The sequence below is a fragment of the Arthrobacter bambusae genome (assembly GCF_030812595.1).
In the GTDB taxonomy this organism is placed as follows: domain Bacteria; phylum Actinomycetota; class Actinomycetes; order Actinomycetales; family Micrococcaceae; genus Arthrobacter; species Arthrobacter bambusae_B.
Map to the genome: position 1 here is coordinate 32336 of NZ_JAUSSZ010000020.1, position 17176 is coordinate 49511.

The 17176-nt window shown below is 65.1% G+C and carries 16 protein-coding genes and 1 pseudogene; 7 read left to right on the forward strand and 10 right to left on the reverse strand.

Annotation, left to right across the window (positions count from 1 at the left end; translation table 11 throughout):
- The first annotated feature begins 55 nt into the window (after nt 1-55).
- The 6 genes and pseudogenes from J2S96_RS18775 to J2S96_RS18800 all read left to right on the forward strand — a co-directional run bounded on the left by J2S96_RS18775 (nt 56) and on the right by J2S96_RS18800 (nt 6923).
- Nucleotides 56-1777 (forward strand): sensor histidine kinase, encoded by a 1722-nt coding sequence (locus tag J2S96_RS18775; RefSeq protein ID WP_306866911.1) that lies wholly within the window; start codon nt 56-58, stop codon nt 1775-1777.
- Nucleotides 1774-2487 (forward strand): response regulator, encoded by a 714-nt coding sequence (locus J2S96_RS18780; protein WP_306866914.1) that lies wholly within the window; start codon nt 1774-1776, stop codon nt 2485-2487. Before J2S96_RS18775 ends, J2S96_RS18780 begins: the two co-directional genes overlap by 4 nt.
- 145 nt (nt 2488-2632) lie before the next feature.
- A pseudogene (locus J2S96_RS18785) lies at nt 2633-3339 on the forward strand (GntR family transcriptional regulator).
- Nucleotides 3284-4804, forward strand: a complete 1521-nt coding sequence (locus tag J2S96_RS18790; protein WP_306866920.1) for an MmgE/PrpD family protein — start codon at nt 3284-3286, stop codon at nt 4802-4804. The pseudogene J2S96_RS18785 and the gene J2S96_RS18790 overlap by 56 nt, the downstream one beginning before the upstream one ends.
- Complete coding sequence (gene prpB, locus J2S96_RS18795) at nt 4805-5713, forward strand: methylisocitrate lyase (protein ID WP_306866924.1); 909 nt, start codon at nt 4805-4807, stop codon at nt 5711-5713.
- Nucleotides 5714-5783: 70 nt separating this feature from the next.
- Nucleotides 5784-6923 carry a bifunctional 2-methylcitrate synthase/citrate synthase gene (locus J2S96_RS18800; RefSeq protein ID WP_306866928.1) on the forward strand — a complete coding sequence of 380 codons (1140 nt, stop codon included), beginning with the start codon at nt 5784-5786 and terminating at the stop codon, nt 6921-6923.
- Nucleotides 6924-7008: 85 nt separating this feature from the next.
- Here J2S96_RS18800 and J2S96_RS18805 read toward each other — a convergent pair whose 3' ends face one another.
- The 10 genes from J2S96_RS18805 to J2S96_RS18850 all read right to left on the reverse strand — a co-directional run bounded on the left by J2S96_RS18805 (nt 7009) and on the right by J2S96_RS18850 (nt 16734).
- Nucleotides 7009-7512, reverse strand: a complete 504-nt coding sequence (locus J2S96_RS18805) for an 8-oxo-dGTP diphosphatase (RefSeq protein WP_306866931.1) — start codon at nt 7510-7512, stop codon at nt 7009-7011.
- Nucleotides 7513-7536: 24 nt separating this feature from the next.
- Nucleotides 7537-8529 carry a site-specific tyrosine recombinase XerD gene (xerD, locus tag J2S96_RS18810; protein WP_370873162.1) on the reverse strand — a complete coding sequence of 331 codons (993 nt, stop codon included), beginning with the start codon at nt 8527-8529 and terminating at the stop codon, nt 7537-7539.
- The gene (locus J2S96_RS18815; protein WP_306866938.1) at nt 8502-9164 is read right to left on the reverse strand and encodes an NUDIX domain-containing protein; all 663 of its coding nucleotides are present in this window, start codon (nt 9162-9164) and stop codon (nt 8502-8504) included. The genes xerD and J2S96_RS18815 overlap by 28 nt, the downstream gene beginning before the upstream one ends.
- 27 nt (nt 9165-9191) lie before the next feature.
- Nucleotides 9192-10934 carry a CTP synthase gene (locus J2S96_RS18820; protein ID WP_306866940.1) on the reverse strand — a complete coding sequence of 581 codons (1743 nt, stop codon included), beginning with the start codon at nt 10932-10934 and terminating at the stop codon, nt 9192-9194.
- Between the two features lie 147 nt (nt 10935-11081).
- On the reverse strand, nt 11082-12821 hold the full coding sequence (gene recN / locus J2S96_RS18825) for a DNA repair protein RecN (protein WP_306866943.1): 1740 nt from the start codon (nt 12819-12821) through the stop codon (nt 11082-11084).
- Nucleotides 12822-12824: 3 nt separating this feature from the next.
- On the reverse strand, nt 12825-13847 hold the full coding sequence (locus tag J2S96_RS18830) for an NAD kinase (RefSeq protein ID WP_306866946.1): 1023 nt from the start codon (nt 13845-13847) through the stop codon (nt 12825-12827).
- A 13-nt stretch (nt 13848-13860) separates the two neighbouring features.
- Entirely contained in the window at nt 13861-14673 is an 813-nt protein-coding gene (locus J2S96_RS18835) for a TlyA family RNA methyltransferase (RefSeq protein ID WP_306866948.1), read from the reverse strand.
- Nucleotides 14674-14675: 2 nt separating this feature from the next.
- Nucleotides 14676-14912, reverse strand: coding sequence for a hypothetical protein (locus tag J2S96_RS18840; protein ID WP_306866953.1), 237 nt, complete (start codon nt 14910-14912; stop codon nt 14676-14678).
- Nucleotides 14913-14921: 9 nt separating this feature from the next.
- Nucleotides 14922-15911 carry an HAD-IIA family hydrolase gene (locus J2S96_RS18845; RefSeq protein ID WP_306866955.1) on the reverse strand — a complete coding sequence of 330 codons (990 nt, stop codon included), beginning with the start codon at nt 15909-15911 and terminating at the stop codon, nt 14922-14924.
- On the reverse strand, nt 15904-16734 hold the full coding sequence (locus tag J2S96_RS18850) for a hypothetical protein (RefSeq protein ID WP_306866972.1): 831 nt from the start codon (nt 16732-16734) through the stop codon (nt 15904-15906). The genes J2S96_RS18845 and J2S96_RS18850 overlap by 8 nt, the downstream gene beginning before the upstream one ends.
- 6 nt (nt 16735-16740) lie before the next feature.
- On the opposite strand from J2S96_RS18850, the gene J2S96_RS18855 reads away from it, so the two are divergent.
- Nucleotides 16741-17176 (forward strand): hypothetical protein (locus J2S96_RS18855; RefSeq protein ID WP_306866958.1); only part of this gene is annotated, 436 nt, incomplete at its 3' end.

Genomic DNA, 17176 nt, shown 5'->3' on the forward strand with positions numbered 1-17176 from the left:
GCGGAATGTCCCTGCGTCGCTCTGCTGTGATATCCATCATTGGGCGCCGCGTGACATGTATCACTATTGCGTTCATATTGGTCACAGGATTGGCCGCGGAAAGGAGGACACGATCCGACGCTGGAGCATTGCCCGGAGGCTCTTCGTGGCAAACCTGCTGTTCATCTTGGCGCTCACCGCGATCGTGGGAACGGTGGCCTTCGTGGACGCCAGGGACCGGGCCTATAACGACGCCGGCCAGCGCATGCAGGCTGTGGCCGCGGCGATCGCAGCCAATCCCCTCGTCCTCCAGGCTGCCGGCGCGCCAAATCCATCCGCAGCCCTCCAGCCCTACGCGCAAGTGGTCATGGCCAACGCCCATACCGACTTCATCACCATCATGGCCCCGGACCGGACGCGCTGGACCCATGCGAACCCGGACGAAATCGGCAAGCCCTATATCGGCACCATCGATCCCGCCCTCCACGGCCAGACATTCACTGAGGTCACTGCCGGAACGCTCGGCCCATCCGTCCGTACCATCGTTCCGGTGGAGGACTCATCCGGAAAAGTCAGGGCCCTGGTCGCCGCGGGCGTCACCGTGCGGACGGTCGACGTCGCGGTGTCAGCGCGGCTCACGACGATCATCGCCTTCTCCTTGGCCATGCTCGCCGGAGGCTCCCTGGCCTCCGGCTTGCTGGGCCGGTACCTGCGTTCGGTCACCCGCGGCTGGGGACCGGAGCAATTGGCGCAATTGTTCGCATACTACGAGTCCGTGCTGCATTCGGTCCGCGAAGGCGTGGTGCTGATCGACACGGGCGGCCGCGTCGTTATGTACAACGACCAGGCCGCGGATTTGCTGGGACTGGAACGGTCCGACGTCGATCCCGTCACGGTGGCCGCACCGCGCCTATCGGATCTCCCCCTGGAATCCAGCCTCCAGGGGCTTTTCGAGTCCGGCCGGACGGCGCACGACGAAATCCACCTCAGCGGGTCCCGGATCCTGGTGGTGAACCAGGCCCCCGCCGTGGGCCCGCCGGGAATGAGGGGCCGGCAGCGGCCAGCCGTGTTCGGGACCGTAGCCACGCTCCGGGACAGGACTGAAATCGAGTCCCTGGGCAGCGAACTCGAAACCATGAAAACCCTCTCCGACGCCTTGCGGGCCCAGACGCACGAACACGCCAACCGGCTGCACACCATCGTGTCCCTGATGGAGCTCGGACGCACCAGCGACGCCCTGGACTTCGCCACCAAGGACCTTGAATTGAGTCAACAGCTGACCGACCACCTCGTGGCATCGGTGGACGAGCCTGTCCTGAGTGCGCTCATCATGGGGAAGTCCGCTGAAGCGCACGAACGCGGGGCGGAGCTCACCGTCACGGTGACCGGCGGGGAGGGCCTCCGGGGCCTGGCCGTCCAGGACCTGGTGACGATTTTGGGGAACCTGCTGGACAACGCCCTCGACGCCGCGGCTGCCGCTCCCCCGCCGCGCAAAGTGGAACTGGGCATCGAGTCCGGACCCGGCGGAACCACCTTCACGGTGATGGATTCCGGCCACGGCATCGATCCAGGCATCGTGGACGACGTCTGGCAGTACGGCTTCAGCACCAAGGCGGCCGGCATCGGACAGGCCGGCCAACCCGGAGCGCCTTCCCGCGGCGTCGGGCTGGCCCTGGTGCGGCAAGCGGTGCAGCGGCTTGGCGGTACGCTGTCCATCAGCGACTCCACAAGCGCCTTGGGCGGTGCGTTCTTCCGCGTAGTGCTCCCGGCCCCGGACTCCTGGAAAGAAGCCGAATGACCGATATCCGCGTTCTCGTCGTCGAGGACGAACCCATCGCCGCCGATGCCCACGGCGTTTACGTCGGACGAATCGACGGCTTCACCGTAGCCGGAACGGCCCCGGACGGACAGTCGGCCCTGCGGCTACTCAACGATTTCGCCGTTGCCGGGCAGCCAGTGGACCTCGTCCTGCTCGACATGAACCTGCCGGATCTTCACGGCCTGGACGTCGCCCGTCGAATGCGCGCTTCCGGACTGCTTGCGGACATCATCGCCATCACCGCGGTGAGGGAGGTGAACATTGTCCGCAGCGCGGTGTCGATCGGCGTGGTGCAATACCTCATCAAGCCGTTCACCTTCGCAACGTTCGCGGACAAACTCGCCAGCTACCGCACCTTCCGCGAGCAGCTCGCCGCACCGGCGTCGGGCGCGCGGGCGAGCGGAGCCTCGCAAAGCGATGTGGACCAGGCGTTTGCAAGCCTCCGCGCACCCAGCGAAGTCCCGCTGCCCAAGGGGCTTTCCGCCCATAGCCTGGAGTCCGTCAAAGACCTCCTGGCCAGCCTTGGCCGGGCAGTATCCGCAAGCGAGGCAACTGTGGCCTTGGGGATGTCCCGGGTTACTGTGCGGCGCTACCTCGAGTACCTGGCCGACGCCGGCATGGTCACGAGGAATCCGCGATACGGCACTCCGGGACGGCCGGAGAACGAATACCGCTGGAATCGGAGTTAGACCTCGATTCCAGCAGGCATGTATACACACACTTCGATAAGTGACTCTAGTCCATCTCGATAAATCAGCATTTTATGGTCGAAAGGGTAGGCCGAATCGAGCTTTATGTATACACTGAGGACATCCGCCCAATGAAGGAGGGTCCATGCGTGCCAGCGACAAAGCCTATGCGGCCCTGCGCGAAGACATCATTGAATGGCGTCTTCTGCCGGGAACGGTCCTCGCGGAAGTGGAACAATCCGAACGTCTGGGGGTGTCCCGGACACCTGTCCGGGAGGCGCTGAGCCGGCTCACCGCGGAAGGGCTGACGACGTCGGCAGGCGGCCGCGGCGTCGTCGTCACCGATATCTCGCTGGAGGACATCGACGAACTCTTCGAGCTGCGCGAAACCCTGGAAGGTAAGGCCGCCGCCCTCGCCGCGGAACGCGGTGAACGCCCGGTATTCGAGCAACTCCACGCCGAGCTCCTCCGCGCACCGGAGATGCTCAACGACAGCGACCCCGCGCGGCACGATTACTACGCCTTGGTGGGACGGCTCGACGAGGCGATCGACGAAGCAATCTCCAACTCCTACCTCGCCCAGGCCATGCGCAGCCTCCGCGTGCACCTCGTGCGGGTCCGCCGCCTCGCGGCCGACGACGCCGAACGCCTCCATGCCGCGGCGTCAGAGCATGCGGCGATCGCCGAAGCCATCGCGGCAGGCAACCCCCGGCTCGCCGAAGCCGCCACCACGCTGCATTTGCACCGCAGTCTTTCCCACGTCAAAGCCACCCACACACCTCACTAAAGGAGCACCATGGTGAAGAACAACCACGTCCGCGTCTACAAGAGCGAAGAAAACCTTGCCCGTGAGGAGCAACTGGCGCACAAGATCGCCACAGTAGCCGCCGACTCCGTCGAGGTCACCCCCGAGGTCACGGACATGATCATCAACCGGATCATCGACAATGCCTCCGTTGCTGTCGCGTCATTGAACCGGGCCCCGATCATCGCTGCCCGGGCGCAGGCCCTGACCCACGCGCCCACCACCAACGGCAAAGGCTCCAGTGTCTTCGGGATCAGCGACAAGGTCTCCCCCGAGTGGGCAGCCTGGGCCAACGGCGTCGCCGTGCGTGAACTGGACTACCACGACACCTTCCTGGCCGCGGACTACTCACACCCGGGCGACAACATCCCGCCGATCCTCGCCGTGGCCCAGCACGTCGGCTCCAGCGGCCGTGACCTGATCCGCGGCATCGCCACCGGCTACGAAATCCAGGTGAACCTGGTCAAGGCCATCTGCCTGCACAAGCACAAGATCGACCACGTGGCCCACCTCGGCCCCTCCGCCGCCGCCGGTATCGGCACCCTCCTGGGCCTGGACGTGGAAACGATCTTCCAGTCCGTCGGGCAGGCCCTGCACACCACCACCGCCACCCGGCAATCCCGCAAGGGCGAAATCTCCACCTGGAAGGCCCACGCCCCCGCGTTCGCCGGCAAGATGGCCGTCGAAGCCGTCGACCGCTCCATGCGCGGCCAGACCTCCCCCGTGCCGATCTACGAAGGCGAAGACGGCGTCATCGCCTGGATGCTCGACGGCCCGGACGCCTCCTACGAAGTCCCGCTGCCCGAGGCCGGGGAAGCCAAGCGCGCCATCCTGGACACCTACACCAAGGAACACTCCGCCGAATACCAGGCCCAGGCCTGGATCGACCTCGCCCGCAAGCTGAACAAAGAGCACCCCGAGGCCACGGACCCGGCCAACGTGGCCTCCGTCCTCATCAAGACCAGCCACCACACCCACTACGTGATCGGCTCCGGCGCCAACGATCCGCAGAAATACTCCCCGACCGCCTCCCGCGAAACCCTGGACCACTCCATCCCCTACATCTTCACCGTCGCCCTCCAGGACGGCGCCTGGCACCACATGGACTCCTACGCCCCCGAACGGGCCGCCCGTCCGGACACCGTGGAACTCTGGCACAAGGTAACCACAGTGGAAGACCCGGAATGGACCCGCCGCTACCACTCCCTGGACATCGCCGAGAAAGCCTTCGGCGGCAGCGTTGAAATCACCCTCAACGACGGCACCGTCATCACCGACGAGATCGCCGTCGCCGACGCGCACCCCCTCGGCGCCCGGCCGTTCGCCCGCGAACAATACATCAACAAGTTCCGCACGCTCGCGTCCGGTCTGGTCGAGGAGGCCGAGATCGAAAGGTTCCTCGCCGCCGTCGAACGCCTCCCCGAACTCGGCGCGGGCGAACTGGACCAACTCAACATCCAGGCCGCACCCGGCGTCATCGACCTCGCCGCAGCACCGAAAGGGCTGTTCTAAATGCTGTACTCCAAGACCACACCGGAACAGAAGCGCCTCGCCCTGCGCGAGATGCTCGCTTCCGGAACCATCGTCCAGTTCCCCGGCGCGTTCAACCCGCTCTCGGCGAGGCTGATCGAGGAGAAAGGCTTCCCCGGCGTCTACATCTCCGGCGCCGTCCTCGCCAACGACCTCGGCCTGCCGGACATCGGGCTCACGACACTCACCGAGGTCGCCACCCGCGCAGGGCAGATCGCCCGCATGACCGAACTGCCGGCCCTCGTTGACGCCGACACCGGATTCGGTGAACCGATGAACGTAGCCCGCACCATCCAGGAACTCGAAAACGCCGGGCTCGCCGGTTGCCACATCGAGGACCAGTTCAACCCCAAACGCTGCGGGCACCTGGACGGCAAGAACGTCGTCGACACCGACACGGCCGCCAAACGCATCCGCGCCGCAGCAGACGCACGACGGGACCCGAACTTCCTCATCATGGCCCGCACCGACATCCGCGCCGTCGACGGCATCGAAGCAGCCCAGGAACGCGCCCAGGCACTCGTCGAAGCCGGCGCCGACGCGATCTTCCCCGAAGCCATGAAAGATCTGTCCGAGTTCCAAGCCATCCGGGACGCAGTGGACGTGCCCATCCTGGCCAACATGACCGAGTTCGGCAAAAGCGAACTCTTCACCACCGAACAGCTCCAGGGCGTCGGTGTGAACATGGTCATCTACCCCGTCACCCTGCTCCGCATTGCCATGGGGGCTGCAGAGCGTACGCTGGAAACGATCAAGGCCACAGGAACGCAGGAAGCACAGGTGGAGAGCATGCTCACCCGTGCGCGGCTCTATGACCTGGTGGACTACGAGGCTTACAACCACTTCGACACAAGCGTTTTCAACTTCCAGATTCCTGGGCTCAGCCGGTAACTGGATCAACCAAGGGATGCAGGCACGCCGGCTAGTCCGGAGTGCCTGCCGATGAACGAAGGAGGACAGCATGGTAGCTGTTGAGATCAAGAAGGGCCTGGCCGGCGTCATTGTTGACTACACCGCGATCTCCAAGGTCAACCCGGACACCAACTCGCTGCTGTACCGCGGCTACCCCGTGCAGGAACTCGCCGCCAAGTGCAGCTTCGAAGAAGTCGCCTACCTGCTGTGGAACGGCGAGCTGCCCACGCCGGAGGAACTTGAGGAGTTCACAGCCCGCGAGCGCGCGGGCCGCGCCCTTGACCCTATTGTGAAGCAGGTCATTGATGCGCTCCCGACGACCTCCCATCCCATGGATGTCTGCCGGACGGCCGCTTCCGTCCTGGGAGCACGGCACCCGTTGGCCGAGGATTCCACGCCCGAAGCCAACATGACCAAGGCAATTGACCTGTTCGCAGCCATGCCCGCGGTGGTCGCCTACGACCAGCGCCGCCGGCGCGGCCAGGGAGTCATCGAACCCAGGGATGAGCTTGGCTACTCCGCGAATTTCCTGTGGATGACCTTCGGCGAAGACCCGGTGGAAGAGGTCGTGAAGGCTTTCAACGTCTCGATGATCCTTTACGCCGAGCACTCCTTCAACGCATCCACGTTCACGGCCCGGGTTGTCACCTCCACCCTCTCGGACCTGCACTCCGCGGTCACCGCCGCGATCGGCGCCCTCAAGGGTCCGCTTCATGGGGGCGCCAACGAGGCCGTCATGCACACCTTCGAGGAAATCGGCATCCGCACCGAGGAATCCCTCGAGGAAGCGGCCGCCCGGGCGAAGACCTGGATGGAGCGTGCCCTCGCGGAAAAGAAGAAAGTCATGGGATTCGGGCACCGGGTCTACAAGCACGGCGACTCCAGGGTGCCCACCATGAAGGCCGCACTGGACAAGATGATCGCCCACTACGGCCGGCCAGAGATCCTGGGCCTGTACAACGGTCTTGAACAGGCCATGGACGAGGCCAAGGCCATCAAGCCCAACCTCGACTACCCCGCGGGACCTACCTACCACCTGATGGGCTTCGACACTCCGACCTTCACCCCATTGTTCGTCGCAAGCCGCATCACCGGCTGGACCGCGCACATCATGGAGCAGCTCGGATCGAATTCCCTGATCCGTCCGCTCAGCGAATACAACGGCGTTGACGAACGGCACCTGCCGTAGTTCTTCCCAAAGTACGACGTCGGGCCGCTCGCCTTCATAAGGTGAGCGGCCCGACGTCGTTCTCGTCGCTGTTGCTTTCCGTGATTTAGCGGGTTGCTCCCGAATCCAACCACTCGGCGGTGCGCACTTCAGCGACGCTTTCGTTGTCCTCGGCGAGCACCACCTCGACCGCGATGCGTTGGCCGGAAATCATGGCAGGCAACCAGTGCTCGGCGTCGGCCCACATCCTCTCCACAGGAAGGCCCGCCACCCGGTACCACTGTGGAGCGATCTCATCGCTTTCGGCTGGCTCGCCGGTCCATGTCCCAGTCAGATAGACGGTGGTGAACATGTTCCACTCGGGCTTGGCAGGGAAGACGAAATCCACCGTCCCGGCAGGAATGAGGTGATGTTCCTGCACGTCCACGAAGATTTCCTCTTGTACTTCCCGGCATACTGCTTCGGCCGCTGTCTCTCCCGGCTCCACATGTCCGCCGATACCCACAATTTTCCCTGTGCCGAAGCCGGTCTTCTTCCGGCCCAGGAGCACCTCCTGGCCAGCGTCGCCGTCGCGGAGCAGGAAGCACAGGGTGACGTGGGCTGCAGTCATTGACCAAGCCTAACCCTGCAGGCGTCAGCCGAGCGCCCGCGGATGGGCCGCCGCGTACACTTCCCGCAAGGTGTCGGCAGTGACCAAGGTGTACACCTGCGTGGTTGTCACCGAGGCATGGCCAAGGAGCTCCTGCACAACCCGGACATCGGCGCCGCCCTCAAGCAGGTGCGTGGCGAACGAATGCCGGAGGGTGTGAGGGGAGACGTCCCTCGCGATGTTGGCCTTCTCCGCCGCGGTCTTCAGGATCGTCCACGCGCTCTGCCGGCTGATCCGTCCCCCGCGGGCATTCAGGAACAGCGCCGGGGTCCCTTTTCCTTTGGCAGCCAACGCGGGCCGTCCGCGAACCACATAGGAGCCGACGGCGCGTGCACCGTAGGACCCCAGTGGCACCAAGCGCTCCTTGGAGCCCTTTCCGAAAAGCCGTACGATCGCGGGGCCATCGGCTTCAGCTTCGAGCGAGACATCGTCGACGTCGAGCCCCACGGCTTCGCTGATGCGGGCGCCCGTGGAGTAAAGGAACTCCAAAAGAGCCCGGTCCCGCAAGCCGGTGGCGGTATCGGCACCGGCGGCTTCGAGGATCCGGGTCACTTCGCCGACGCTGATGGCCTTCGGCAGGCGTTTGCCTGGCATTGGCGGGTGGACATCGCTCGCGGGGTCCGTCGTCGTCGTCCCCTCCAGGGCCCAGAACTTGTGGAGCCCCCGGACGGCGACCACAGTGCGCGCCGCAGAGCGGACGCCGAGTGCGGCCCCGCCATCGGAGCCCTCGGCCAAGGCCTGGACGAAGGCAGTGACATCGCGGCGGGAGATGTTGCCCGGCTTGTCGACTCCGGACGCGGCCAGAAAGTTCGAATAGCGGTTCAGATCCCGGCGGTAAGCGGACAAGGTGTTGCTTGCGAGACCCCGTTCGACGCCGAGGTGCTGCAAGTAGTCCGTAACGGCCCGATCAATGGCGGTCGGGACCCGGGTCTCCGCGAGCCGGGGCACGGTCAGCGCTGGCTCGGGTGGGCAGGCCAGGGAGCGTTGGCGGGGCGCAGGTTCCTGAAGCCGTCGGCGCGCGCGGCCGCCGCCGCGAGGATCCCGACGACGGCGGACGGGTTGTGCAGACGGCCTTCGAGCACTGCCGAAACAGCGTCGTCGAGGGTGACCCACACCAGTTCGATTTCGGCTTCTTCATCCGTGCGGACGTGCCGTTCCGCCTCGGGAACGCTTCCCAGTCCGCGCGCCAGGTAGATTCGAACCGCCTCGCTCGAGGACCCGGGCGAGTTGAAGAAGTCCGCGAGGACATTCCACGTAGCCGCCGTAAGGTCGGCCTCTTCCGCGAGTTCCCGGGCCGCGCCAACCACGAAGTCTTCGCCGGCGACATCAAGAAGACCGGCAGGAATCTCCCAAAGATCCATCCCCACGGGGTGGCGATATTGCTTGAGCAACAGGATTTCGCCGTCAACGTTCATCGGCAGCACCGCAACTGCGCCAGGATGGTCGATGTAGTCACGGACCAAGGTCCCCGTGTCTTCGCCCAGCTCGAAGGCATCACTGACGACATCCCAAATGCGGCCTTCATAGACCTTGTTGGACGACAAAAGACGGCGCGGGCTCGGCATGTCCGAAACCTTCCGAAAAGTGCTGGGGGTTTCAGAAATACCGGGCATCGCGCCGTCCTTCGTTTGTGTGAGCGATTACTTCGCAGCGACCTTGCGGGCTGACTTTGCTACCGAATCCACGCCTGACTGGCGCTCCAGCGCAGCCTTCACGAGGCCGGCAAACAGCGGGTGGGGGCGCGTCGGCCGGGAGCTGAGCTCGGGGTGGGCCTGCGTTGCGACGTAGTACGGGTGTACTTCGCGCGGCAGTTCCACGAACTCGACCAGCTTGCCGTCGGGAGACGTTCCGGAGAACACGAGTCCCTCGGCTGCGATCTGCTCACGGTACTTGTTGTTGACCTCGTAGCGATGGCGGTGGCGCTCGCTAACGGTTGTCGCACCGTAGGTCTCCGCAACGACGGAGCCTTCGTCCAATTTTGCCTCGTAGAGGCCAAGGCGCATCGTGCCGCCAAGGTCGCCCTTGCCGTCCACGATGTCCAGCTGTTCTTCCATGGTGGCAATGACCGGGTACTTGGAGTCAGGCTCGAACTCGCTGGAGGATGCACCCTCAAGGCCGACCACATTGCGGGCGTATTCGATGACCATGCACTGAAGACCGAGGCAAAGGCCCAGCACCGGAAGCCTCGTCTCGCGGGCGAACTTAAGCGCGCCGAGCTTGCCTTCCAGGCCACGGATACCGAAGCCGCCGGGAACACAAATGGCGTCGACGCCGGCCAAGGACTTGGTGGCGCCTTCGAGTGTTTCGCATTCGTCGGACGGGACCCAGCGGATCTTGACCTTGGTTTCGTTCGCGAAACCGCCGGCACGCAACGCCTCGGTCACGGACAGGTAAGCGTCCGGGAGGTCGATGTACTTGCCCACGAGGGCAACTTCAACCTGGTGCTTGGGATTGTGGACTGCTTCGAGGAGCTTGTCCCAGCTGGTCCAGTCGACGTCCTTGAACGGCAGGTCCAAGGCGCGGACGATGTAGGAATCAAGACCCTGGGAGTGCAGCGTCTTGGGGATGTCGTAGATGCTGGGTGCATCGGCGGCGTTGACCACGGCGTCGATATCGACGTCGCACATGCGGCCGATCTTCTCGCGCATGGCGTCAGGCACTTCGCGGTCCGAGCGGATCACGATCGCTTCCGGCTGGATGCCGATGGAACGCAAGGCGGCAACGGAGTGCTGCGTCGGTTTGGTCTTCAGTTCCTGCGAAGGGCCGATGTAAGGCACCAAGGAGACGTGGAGGAAAAAGACGTTGTTCCGGCCGATGTCCTGGCGGACCTGGCGGGCGGACTCGAGGAAAGGCTGGGACTCGATGTCGCCAACCGTGCCGCCGATTTCCGTGATGATGACATCAGGAGCGTTCTTGCCTTCAGCGGGGAGGCGCATGCGGCGCTTGATCTCATCCGTGATGTGCGGGATGACCTGGACGGTGTCGCCGAGGTACTCACCACGCCGTTCCTTGGCGATGACCGTCGAGTAGATCTGGCCGGTCGTGACGTTGGCCGAACCTTCAAGGTTCTCATCGAGGAAACGCTCGTAGTGTCCGATGTCGAGGTCGGTTTCGGCGCCGTCGTCAGTGACGAAGACTTCGCCGTGCTGGAAGGGGTTCATCGTGCCCGGATCCACATTGAGATAGGGATCGAGCTTCTGCATAGTTACAGACAAACCGCGTGCCCGCAGCAGGTGGCCGAGGCTCGAAGCCGTCAGTCCCTTACCGAGCGAGGACGCCACACCGCCGGTGACAAAGATGTGTTTGGTCGTCTTGGACGAGCCCGGGAACCGGGAATTTATACGGGAATTTGATCGCTGCACCACGGAATTCGAGCCTATCATCAATTGCGCCTCCAAAGGATCCGCTAGCCGTTTTCCCAAATGCTCAATAGTCCCCTGCCATCGGGCAAGGATCAAGAGTAAAGCCCACCCGGACCGGCCGGACCGGGTGGGCGTAGGTCACCGGTGGGCCGGCCGGCAGCGGGTTTGCTACGCCTGCTGCGGCAGAAGCTTCGCGTCGTCCAGCAATTCCTGGGCGTGCGCACGGGCGGACTCGGAGTCTTCCTGCCCCGCCAGCATCCTGGCAAGCTCCTTCACCCGTTCTTCGTCATCGAGAAGCTGCACGTCGCTGGACGTGAAGCCAGTGGCGGTCTTGCCGTCGCTTCCGCGGACAGAGGTCTTGGTGACCCGGACGTGTTGGTCGGCGAAGGCGGCCACCTGCGGCAGGTGCGTCACCACCAGCACCTGGACATGGCGGGCCAGCATGGCGAGCCGGCGTCCGATCTCGACAGCCGCACGCCCGCCTACTCCGGCATCCACTTCGTCAAAGACGAAGGTCGGCACCGGATCCACGGCGGCGAGGACCACCTCGATGGCGAGCATGACCCGGGACAATTCACCGCCGGACGCGCCCTTGCCGAGGGGACGGGCAGGGGCACCTGAGTGCGGTTGCAGGAGGAAGGAGATGTCATCGACGCCGTGCGGCCCCAACTCTCCCTGGCTATCCACCTGGATCACCAAGGTCGCGTCGGCCATCGCAAGGGCGGTAAGTTCCGCGCTCACGCGGGCGGAGAGCTCTTTGGCTGCCTTTGATCGCGACTTCGAGATGCGCGCGGCTTGCTTCCGCAACGTGGCCTCCGCAGCCGTCACCTCGGCGTCAAGGGCTTCGATCCGGCTCGAGTCATCCTGCAGTTCGTCCAGCCGGGTCCTCGAAACCGCTGCCCATTCCAGGACCTCGTCGATGCTCGGAGCGTATTTCCGGATGAGTTTTGCCAGAGCCGCGCGCCGCTCCTCGATCTCCGAAAGGCGTTCGGGTCCCTCGGAGTCCAACGAGGCTTGGTAGCTGGACAGCTCCCCCGCGATGTCGTTGATGAGGAAGCCGATTTCGGCGAGCCGTGTGGCGGCTCCCGCCAACGCTTCGTCATGCTCGGAAACCTGCTCCAGGGCCCGTTTGGCCGAGTCAATCAGCGTCGTGGCATCGGCTGTCTCGCCGAATTCCTCCGAGATGAGCGCTTCGTGTGCTGCCGCGGCGGCAACCCGGAGCTCTTCCACGTTCGCCAGCTTCATGGCCTCGGCTTTGAGGGATTCATCCTCGCCCGGTTGGGGATCGACGTCGTCGATTTCGCGGAGGGCGGCCGCGAGCGATTCCGCCTCGCGCAGCCGTTCCCGGGCCTCGCTGCGGAGGGTATCCAGCTCCGCTTGGCTGGACTTCCAGTGGCCGTAAAGCTCCTGGTATTCCGCGAGCGTCGCCGCAAGGTCGGCCCCGGCGAAGCGGTCCAGTGCGTGCCGCTGCGCCGCGGCACCCTTGAGGCGTATCTGGTCCGACTGGCCGTGCACCACCACGAGGCTCTCGCCAAGTTCGGCCAGCACGCCCACAGGCGCCGACCGGCCGCCCACGAAAGCACGGCTGCGGCCGTCTGCGCCGACGGTGCGGGCGAGCAGGAGCTGTGTGCCGCCGTCGTACTCTTCCGCGTCGCCGCCGGCCTCCACGGCCCGTTCCACGGCGGCGTGCGCCGGATCAAGCAAGAGGGTGGCCTCCGCGGAAGCCGACTTGGCACCGGAGCGGACAGCACCGGCGTCGGACCGCGCCCCCAGAAGAAGGCCGACGGCGGTGACCACCATGGTCTTGCCGGCACCGGTTTCGCCCGTGACGACGCTCAGGCCGGGCCCCAACGGCAACGTGGCGTCGGTGATGACGCCGAGATCACGGATCCGAAGTTCCTCGATCATGGTTTACATCTCCTTCGTGGGATCAGCCACTCTGCCCGTCCGCACGTCCTGGGGCGTCGGCAAAGGGCTCGGCTTGAAGGTCCTGATCACGGGGGTGGGACCGGTGTGGATATCAGCCGAACGGGGCGCCGGACCCCTCCAGCCGTGGATGGGGAGCTCAAACTTCCGGACGAGCCGCGCTGAAAACGGGGTCTGGTGGGTGCGGGCAAGCCGCACAGGCCGGGTGGAGCGGGTAACTTCGATCCGGGCGCCCGGCGGGAGGTCCACGGAACGTCGGCCATCGCACCAAAGCACGCCCTGGGCGTCGGTCCGGGTGAGGATCTCCACGGCCAGCCTGGACCGCGGCGAAACCACGAGGGGCTTGGCGAAGAGTGCATGGGCGCTAATGGGAACAATCACCAGCGCCTCCACCTCGGGCCACACCACCGGCCCGCCGGATGAGAAGGCATAGGCCGTGGAGCCCGTAGGCGTGGCAAGCACCACTCCATCGCAGCCAAACGACGTCAGCGGACGTTCATCCACTTCGGTCACCACTTCGATCATGCGCTCCCGGTCGGCCTTTTCAATGGCAGCCTCGTTGAGGGCCCAGGTGTGCCAGATCTTCTGGCCCCGGACCCACACCTGGACGTCGATGGTCATGCGCTCTTCCACCGTGTATTCACGGCTGGCAATCCATTCGACCGTCTGGGCAAGATCGGCACGCTCGCTCTCGGCGAGGAAGCCGACGTGCCCGAGGTTGACGCCCAACAGCGGAACGTCGACGTTGCGGACCAGCTCGGCCGCGCGCAGGATGGTGCCGTCGCCGCCGAGAACCATGACAAGTTCGACGTCCTCCAGGCGGACATCCTCGTGGAGTATCTCGATCGGTTTGTCCACCACGCCATAGAACCGTTCGATATCGTCCAGTTCAGACTTCTGCATCACCGGGATCAAGCCGGAGTAGTGGAGCTGCCCGCAGGCATCCCAGGCCGCGCGAAGGGAGTCCTCACGCCCGGTATGGGCAAGGACCAAAACGCGCCTGCTCATGGTGTTCTGCTTTCTAGTGGGTGGTCCAGATTCGTTCCAACAGTGCAGTAACTTGCTCGTCCCGCTCTTCGATCTTAGGCAAGTCCGCCTGCATCCTGCGTTTTATCCACAGGAAGTACTCCACATTTCCGTCCTGCCCGGGCAACGGGCTCGGTGCCAGGCCGCAGAGTTCAAGCCCTGCGTCCACGGCCGCTGCGGCAACTTGGGCCACCGCGCGGCGCCTTTCATGGTCCGAGGTGACAACACCGGTGCGGCTCAGCCGCTCCTTGCCGACCTCGAATTGAGGCTTCACCATGAGCACCAGGTCTCCCCCTGCTTTGGTGCATTCCGCGAGCGGCTCCAGGACAAGGGTCAGGGAAATGAAGGACAGGTCCGCCACCGTCAGCGCGGCCGGGCCGCCGACCTGCTCCGGAGTCATGTAGCGCACGTTGAGGCCCTCATGGACTTCGACGCGGGGATCGTTCCGCAGGGACGGCACGAGCTGGTCATGCCCGACGTCGACCGCCACCACCTGCGCGGCGCCGTGCCGGAGCAGCACGTCAGTAAAGCCTCCGGTGGAGGCTCCGGCGTCGAGGCACCGCTTCCCTTCTACAACAACGGAAGGGAACGCTGCCAGCGCCCCGGCGAGTTTGTGTCCGGCGCGGCTGACGTAAACGTCCTCGGCGTGGGCTTGAACATCAATTTCAGTCTCCCCGGAGACCTGCTGCGCTGCCTTGGCGAGAATGCTGCCCCCGGAACTGACTTTTCCGTCCGCAATGAGCTTGGCGGCATGGGTCCGCGATCTCGCCAATCCACGGTTGACGAGTTCCTGGTCGAGTCTGGCCATGCTCAGCGTTCGTCGGCGTCGAGGGCCGCCAACAAGGAGTCGTGGATGTCGGCGTAGATCGCGCTGTGCTCGGCGACTGGTACAGCCGAGACCCCTTGCAATCGCGCCAAGGCGGAGTCCACCGCTGCGTCACCTGTGGTGGCCATGCCGTCCGGCCACGGCGCATCGTGCGGTTCGATGGCGTCGGGCTCTGGGGCGTCGGGCGCTGGGGCGTCGGGCTGATCGTTCAACTCGCTCATTGGACCAGTCTAGTTTTCCAGCCATTCAAGGCGCGGCGATGTAGCCTCTGCCGCGTCGGGATTTGCGGCCCACCAGGCGGCGCATGCTGCACGCCAGCCGTCCAGGTCCTTCTCGGACCCGGTCACGGTGATCAGGCCATCCTGGACTTCCGCGGTTGCCTTTCCGCAGCGGAATGCGCTGTCCTCTTCGACGATCTCGGGGTAGGGCTCGTACAGTTCCGTCAGATCAGCCAGCAAGTAGCCGGGGCGTTCCGAACTCCGCGCAGCCAGGATTGACGCGGGCGTGTCGACGCCCGTGAGGACGGCCGCCGTCGCGAATCCCGCACGGTTGCCGCCCAAAATGTCGGTGTCCAGGCGGTCTCCGACAACGATCGGCCGCTGGGACTTCAGCCGGCGGGCCGCAGAGTGGAAAAGCGGGGCTTCCGGCTTGCCTGCGACCCGCGGCTCTTTGCCGGTGGCGGACGCGACGGCGGCCACGAGGGCTCCGTTCCCGGGAGCAATCCCCCGGGCCTGGGGAATGGACATGTCCGTATTGGTAGCCACCCAGAGGGCGCCGGCCGCAACAACGTAGGACGCCTCGGCCAGATCCTTCCACGCGATTTCCGGATTGAAGCCCTGGACCACAGCCACAGGCTTCTCTTCGGCGCTGTGCACGGGAGTGAGGCCCACGAGTTCGATTTCGTGGGCCAGCGCCGCGCTTCCAGTGATCATCACACGTGAACCCGGAGCCAAGAGCCCGGCCAAAAGATCGCCGGCCGCCTGCGAGGAACTGACCACTTGGTCATCCTCAGCAGGCGCACCAAGCTCACGAAGATGCGCGGCCACCTGCGCCGGAGTACGCGAGGCGTTGTTGGTGACATATCCCAGGCGCACGCCGACAGACTCGAGCCGCTTCAGGGCCTCCACAGCGCCCGGAATGGCGTGCGGACCTGTGTAGACGACGCCGTCCAGATCGGCCAGAACGGCGTCGAAACGGGAAACCAGCGAGGCCTCAGTCATTCCTGGTCTCTTCGCCGTCCTCGGAAGCCTCTTCTCCGTCTTTTCCTGCGTCCTCGTCTTCCTCTACGGAATCGAGGTCGGACTCGGCGTCGTCGGACTCAAAGTAGTCCGACTCGACGTCGTCCAGTTCGACCTCGTCGTGTTCGGAGGGCTCGGCGGCGGCGACGGACTCCGCCATTGCGGGCGCTTCCTCGGGCTTGCTCTCTTCGGCCCGCTCCCCTGTCTCGTCGAAGTCCCGGAAACGAGGTTTGCGGGTTTCGTTTTCATCGTCCTCGCCGAGGTCGATGATGTCCGGGTCTTCGAACTCTCCTACGCCGAGGGCATTTTCAGCCACGACTGCCTGGCGCTGCCACTTGCCGGCTTCCTCCGTGCGACCCACTGCGGTGAGGGCGTCTGCGTAGGCACGGAACAGCCGCGGGCTGTAGGAGAAGGCGCGGTTGATGTCGAGCTGAATGATCTCCAGTTCGGCTACCGCGGCGTCCAACTGGCCAAGGTCGGTCCTGGCTCCCGATGCCACAATTGCCAACTCAACCTTGCCAGGAGCATCGAGGTCCTGTGCTTCAGGCGAGCGGACAACGTCCAGCGCGCGGTCCGGCCGCCCCAGGCCGCGTTCGCAGTCGGCCATGAGCGGCAAATGGACGTTGGAGCCGCTGATCCGGCGGTACGTGCGGAATTCGCGAAGCGCCTCACCGTAGTGGCCGGCGGCATAGGCGGTCAGGCCCACTGCTTCGCGGACGGCTGCCAGGCGACCGCCCCTTCGGCTGGCAGCCAAGGCATGCTGGAAGGACATCTCGGGGTCGATATCGATGAGGCGGCCCGCCATCACGAGGTGTTTGGAAACCCAATCGGCATTCGTGCCCTCAAGGGTCTTGATCTGGTGCTTGGTGGCCCGGTCAAGCTCCTGGCCCGTAACGTCGTCGTCGATCTCCGGAGAACGCTCGCGGTCCGGGCGGTTGGCGCTGCGCAGATCCGCGGCGTTCGGAACCCGGGCGGGACGATCCTCCCGAGATCCGCCGCCGAAGCTGCGCCGCTCGGTACGTGGACCATCGAACTTGCGGGGACCGCGCTCGGGGCGATCGCCGAAGCTGCGCCGCTCCCCATCGCCTTCACGGCGCGGACGATCACCGAACGGTTTGCGATCACGATCACGGTCGCCGAAGCTTGGACGCGCATCGCCTTCACGGCGCGGACGATCACCGAACGGTTTGCGATCACGATCACGGTCGCCGAAGCTTGGACGCGCATCGCCTTCACGGCGCGGACGA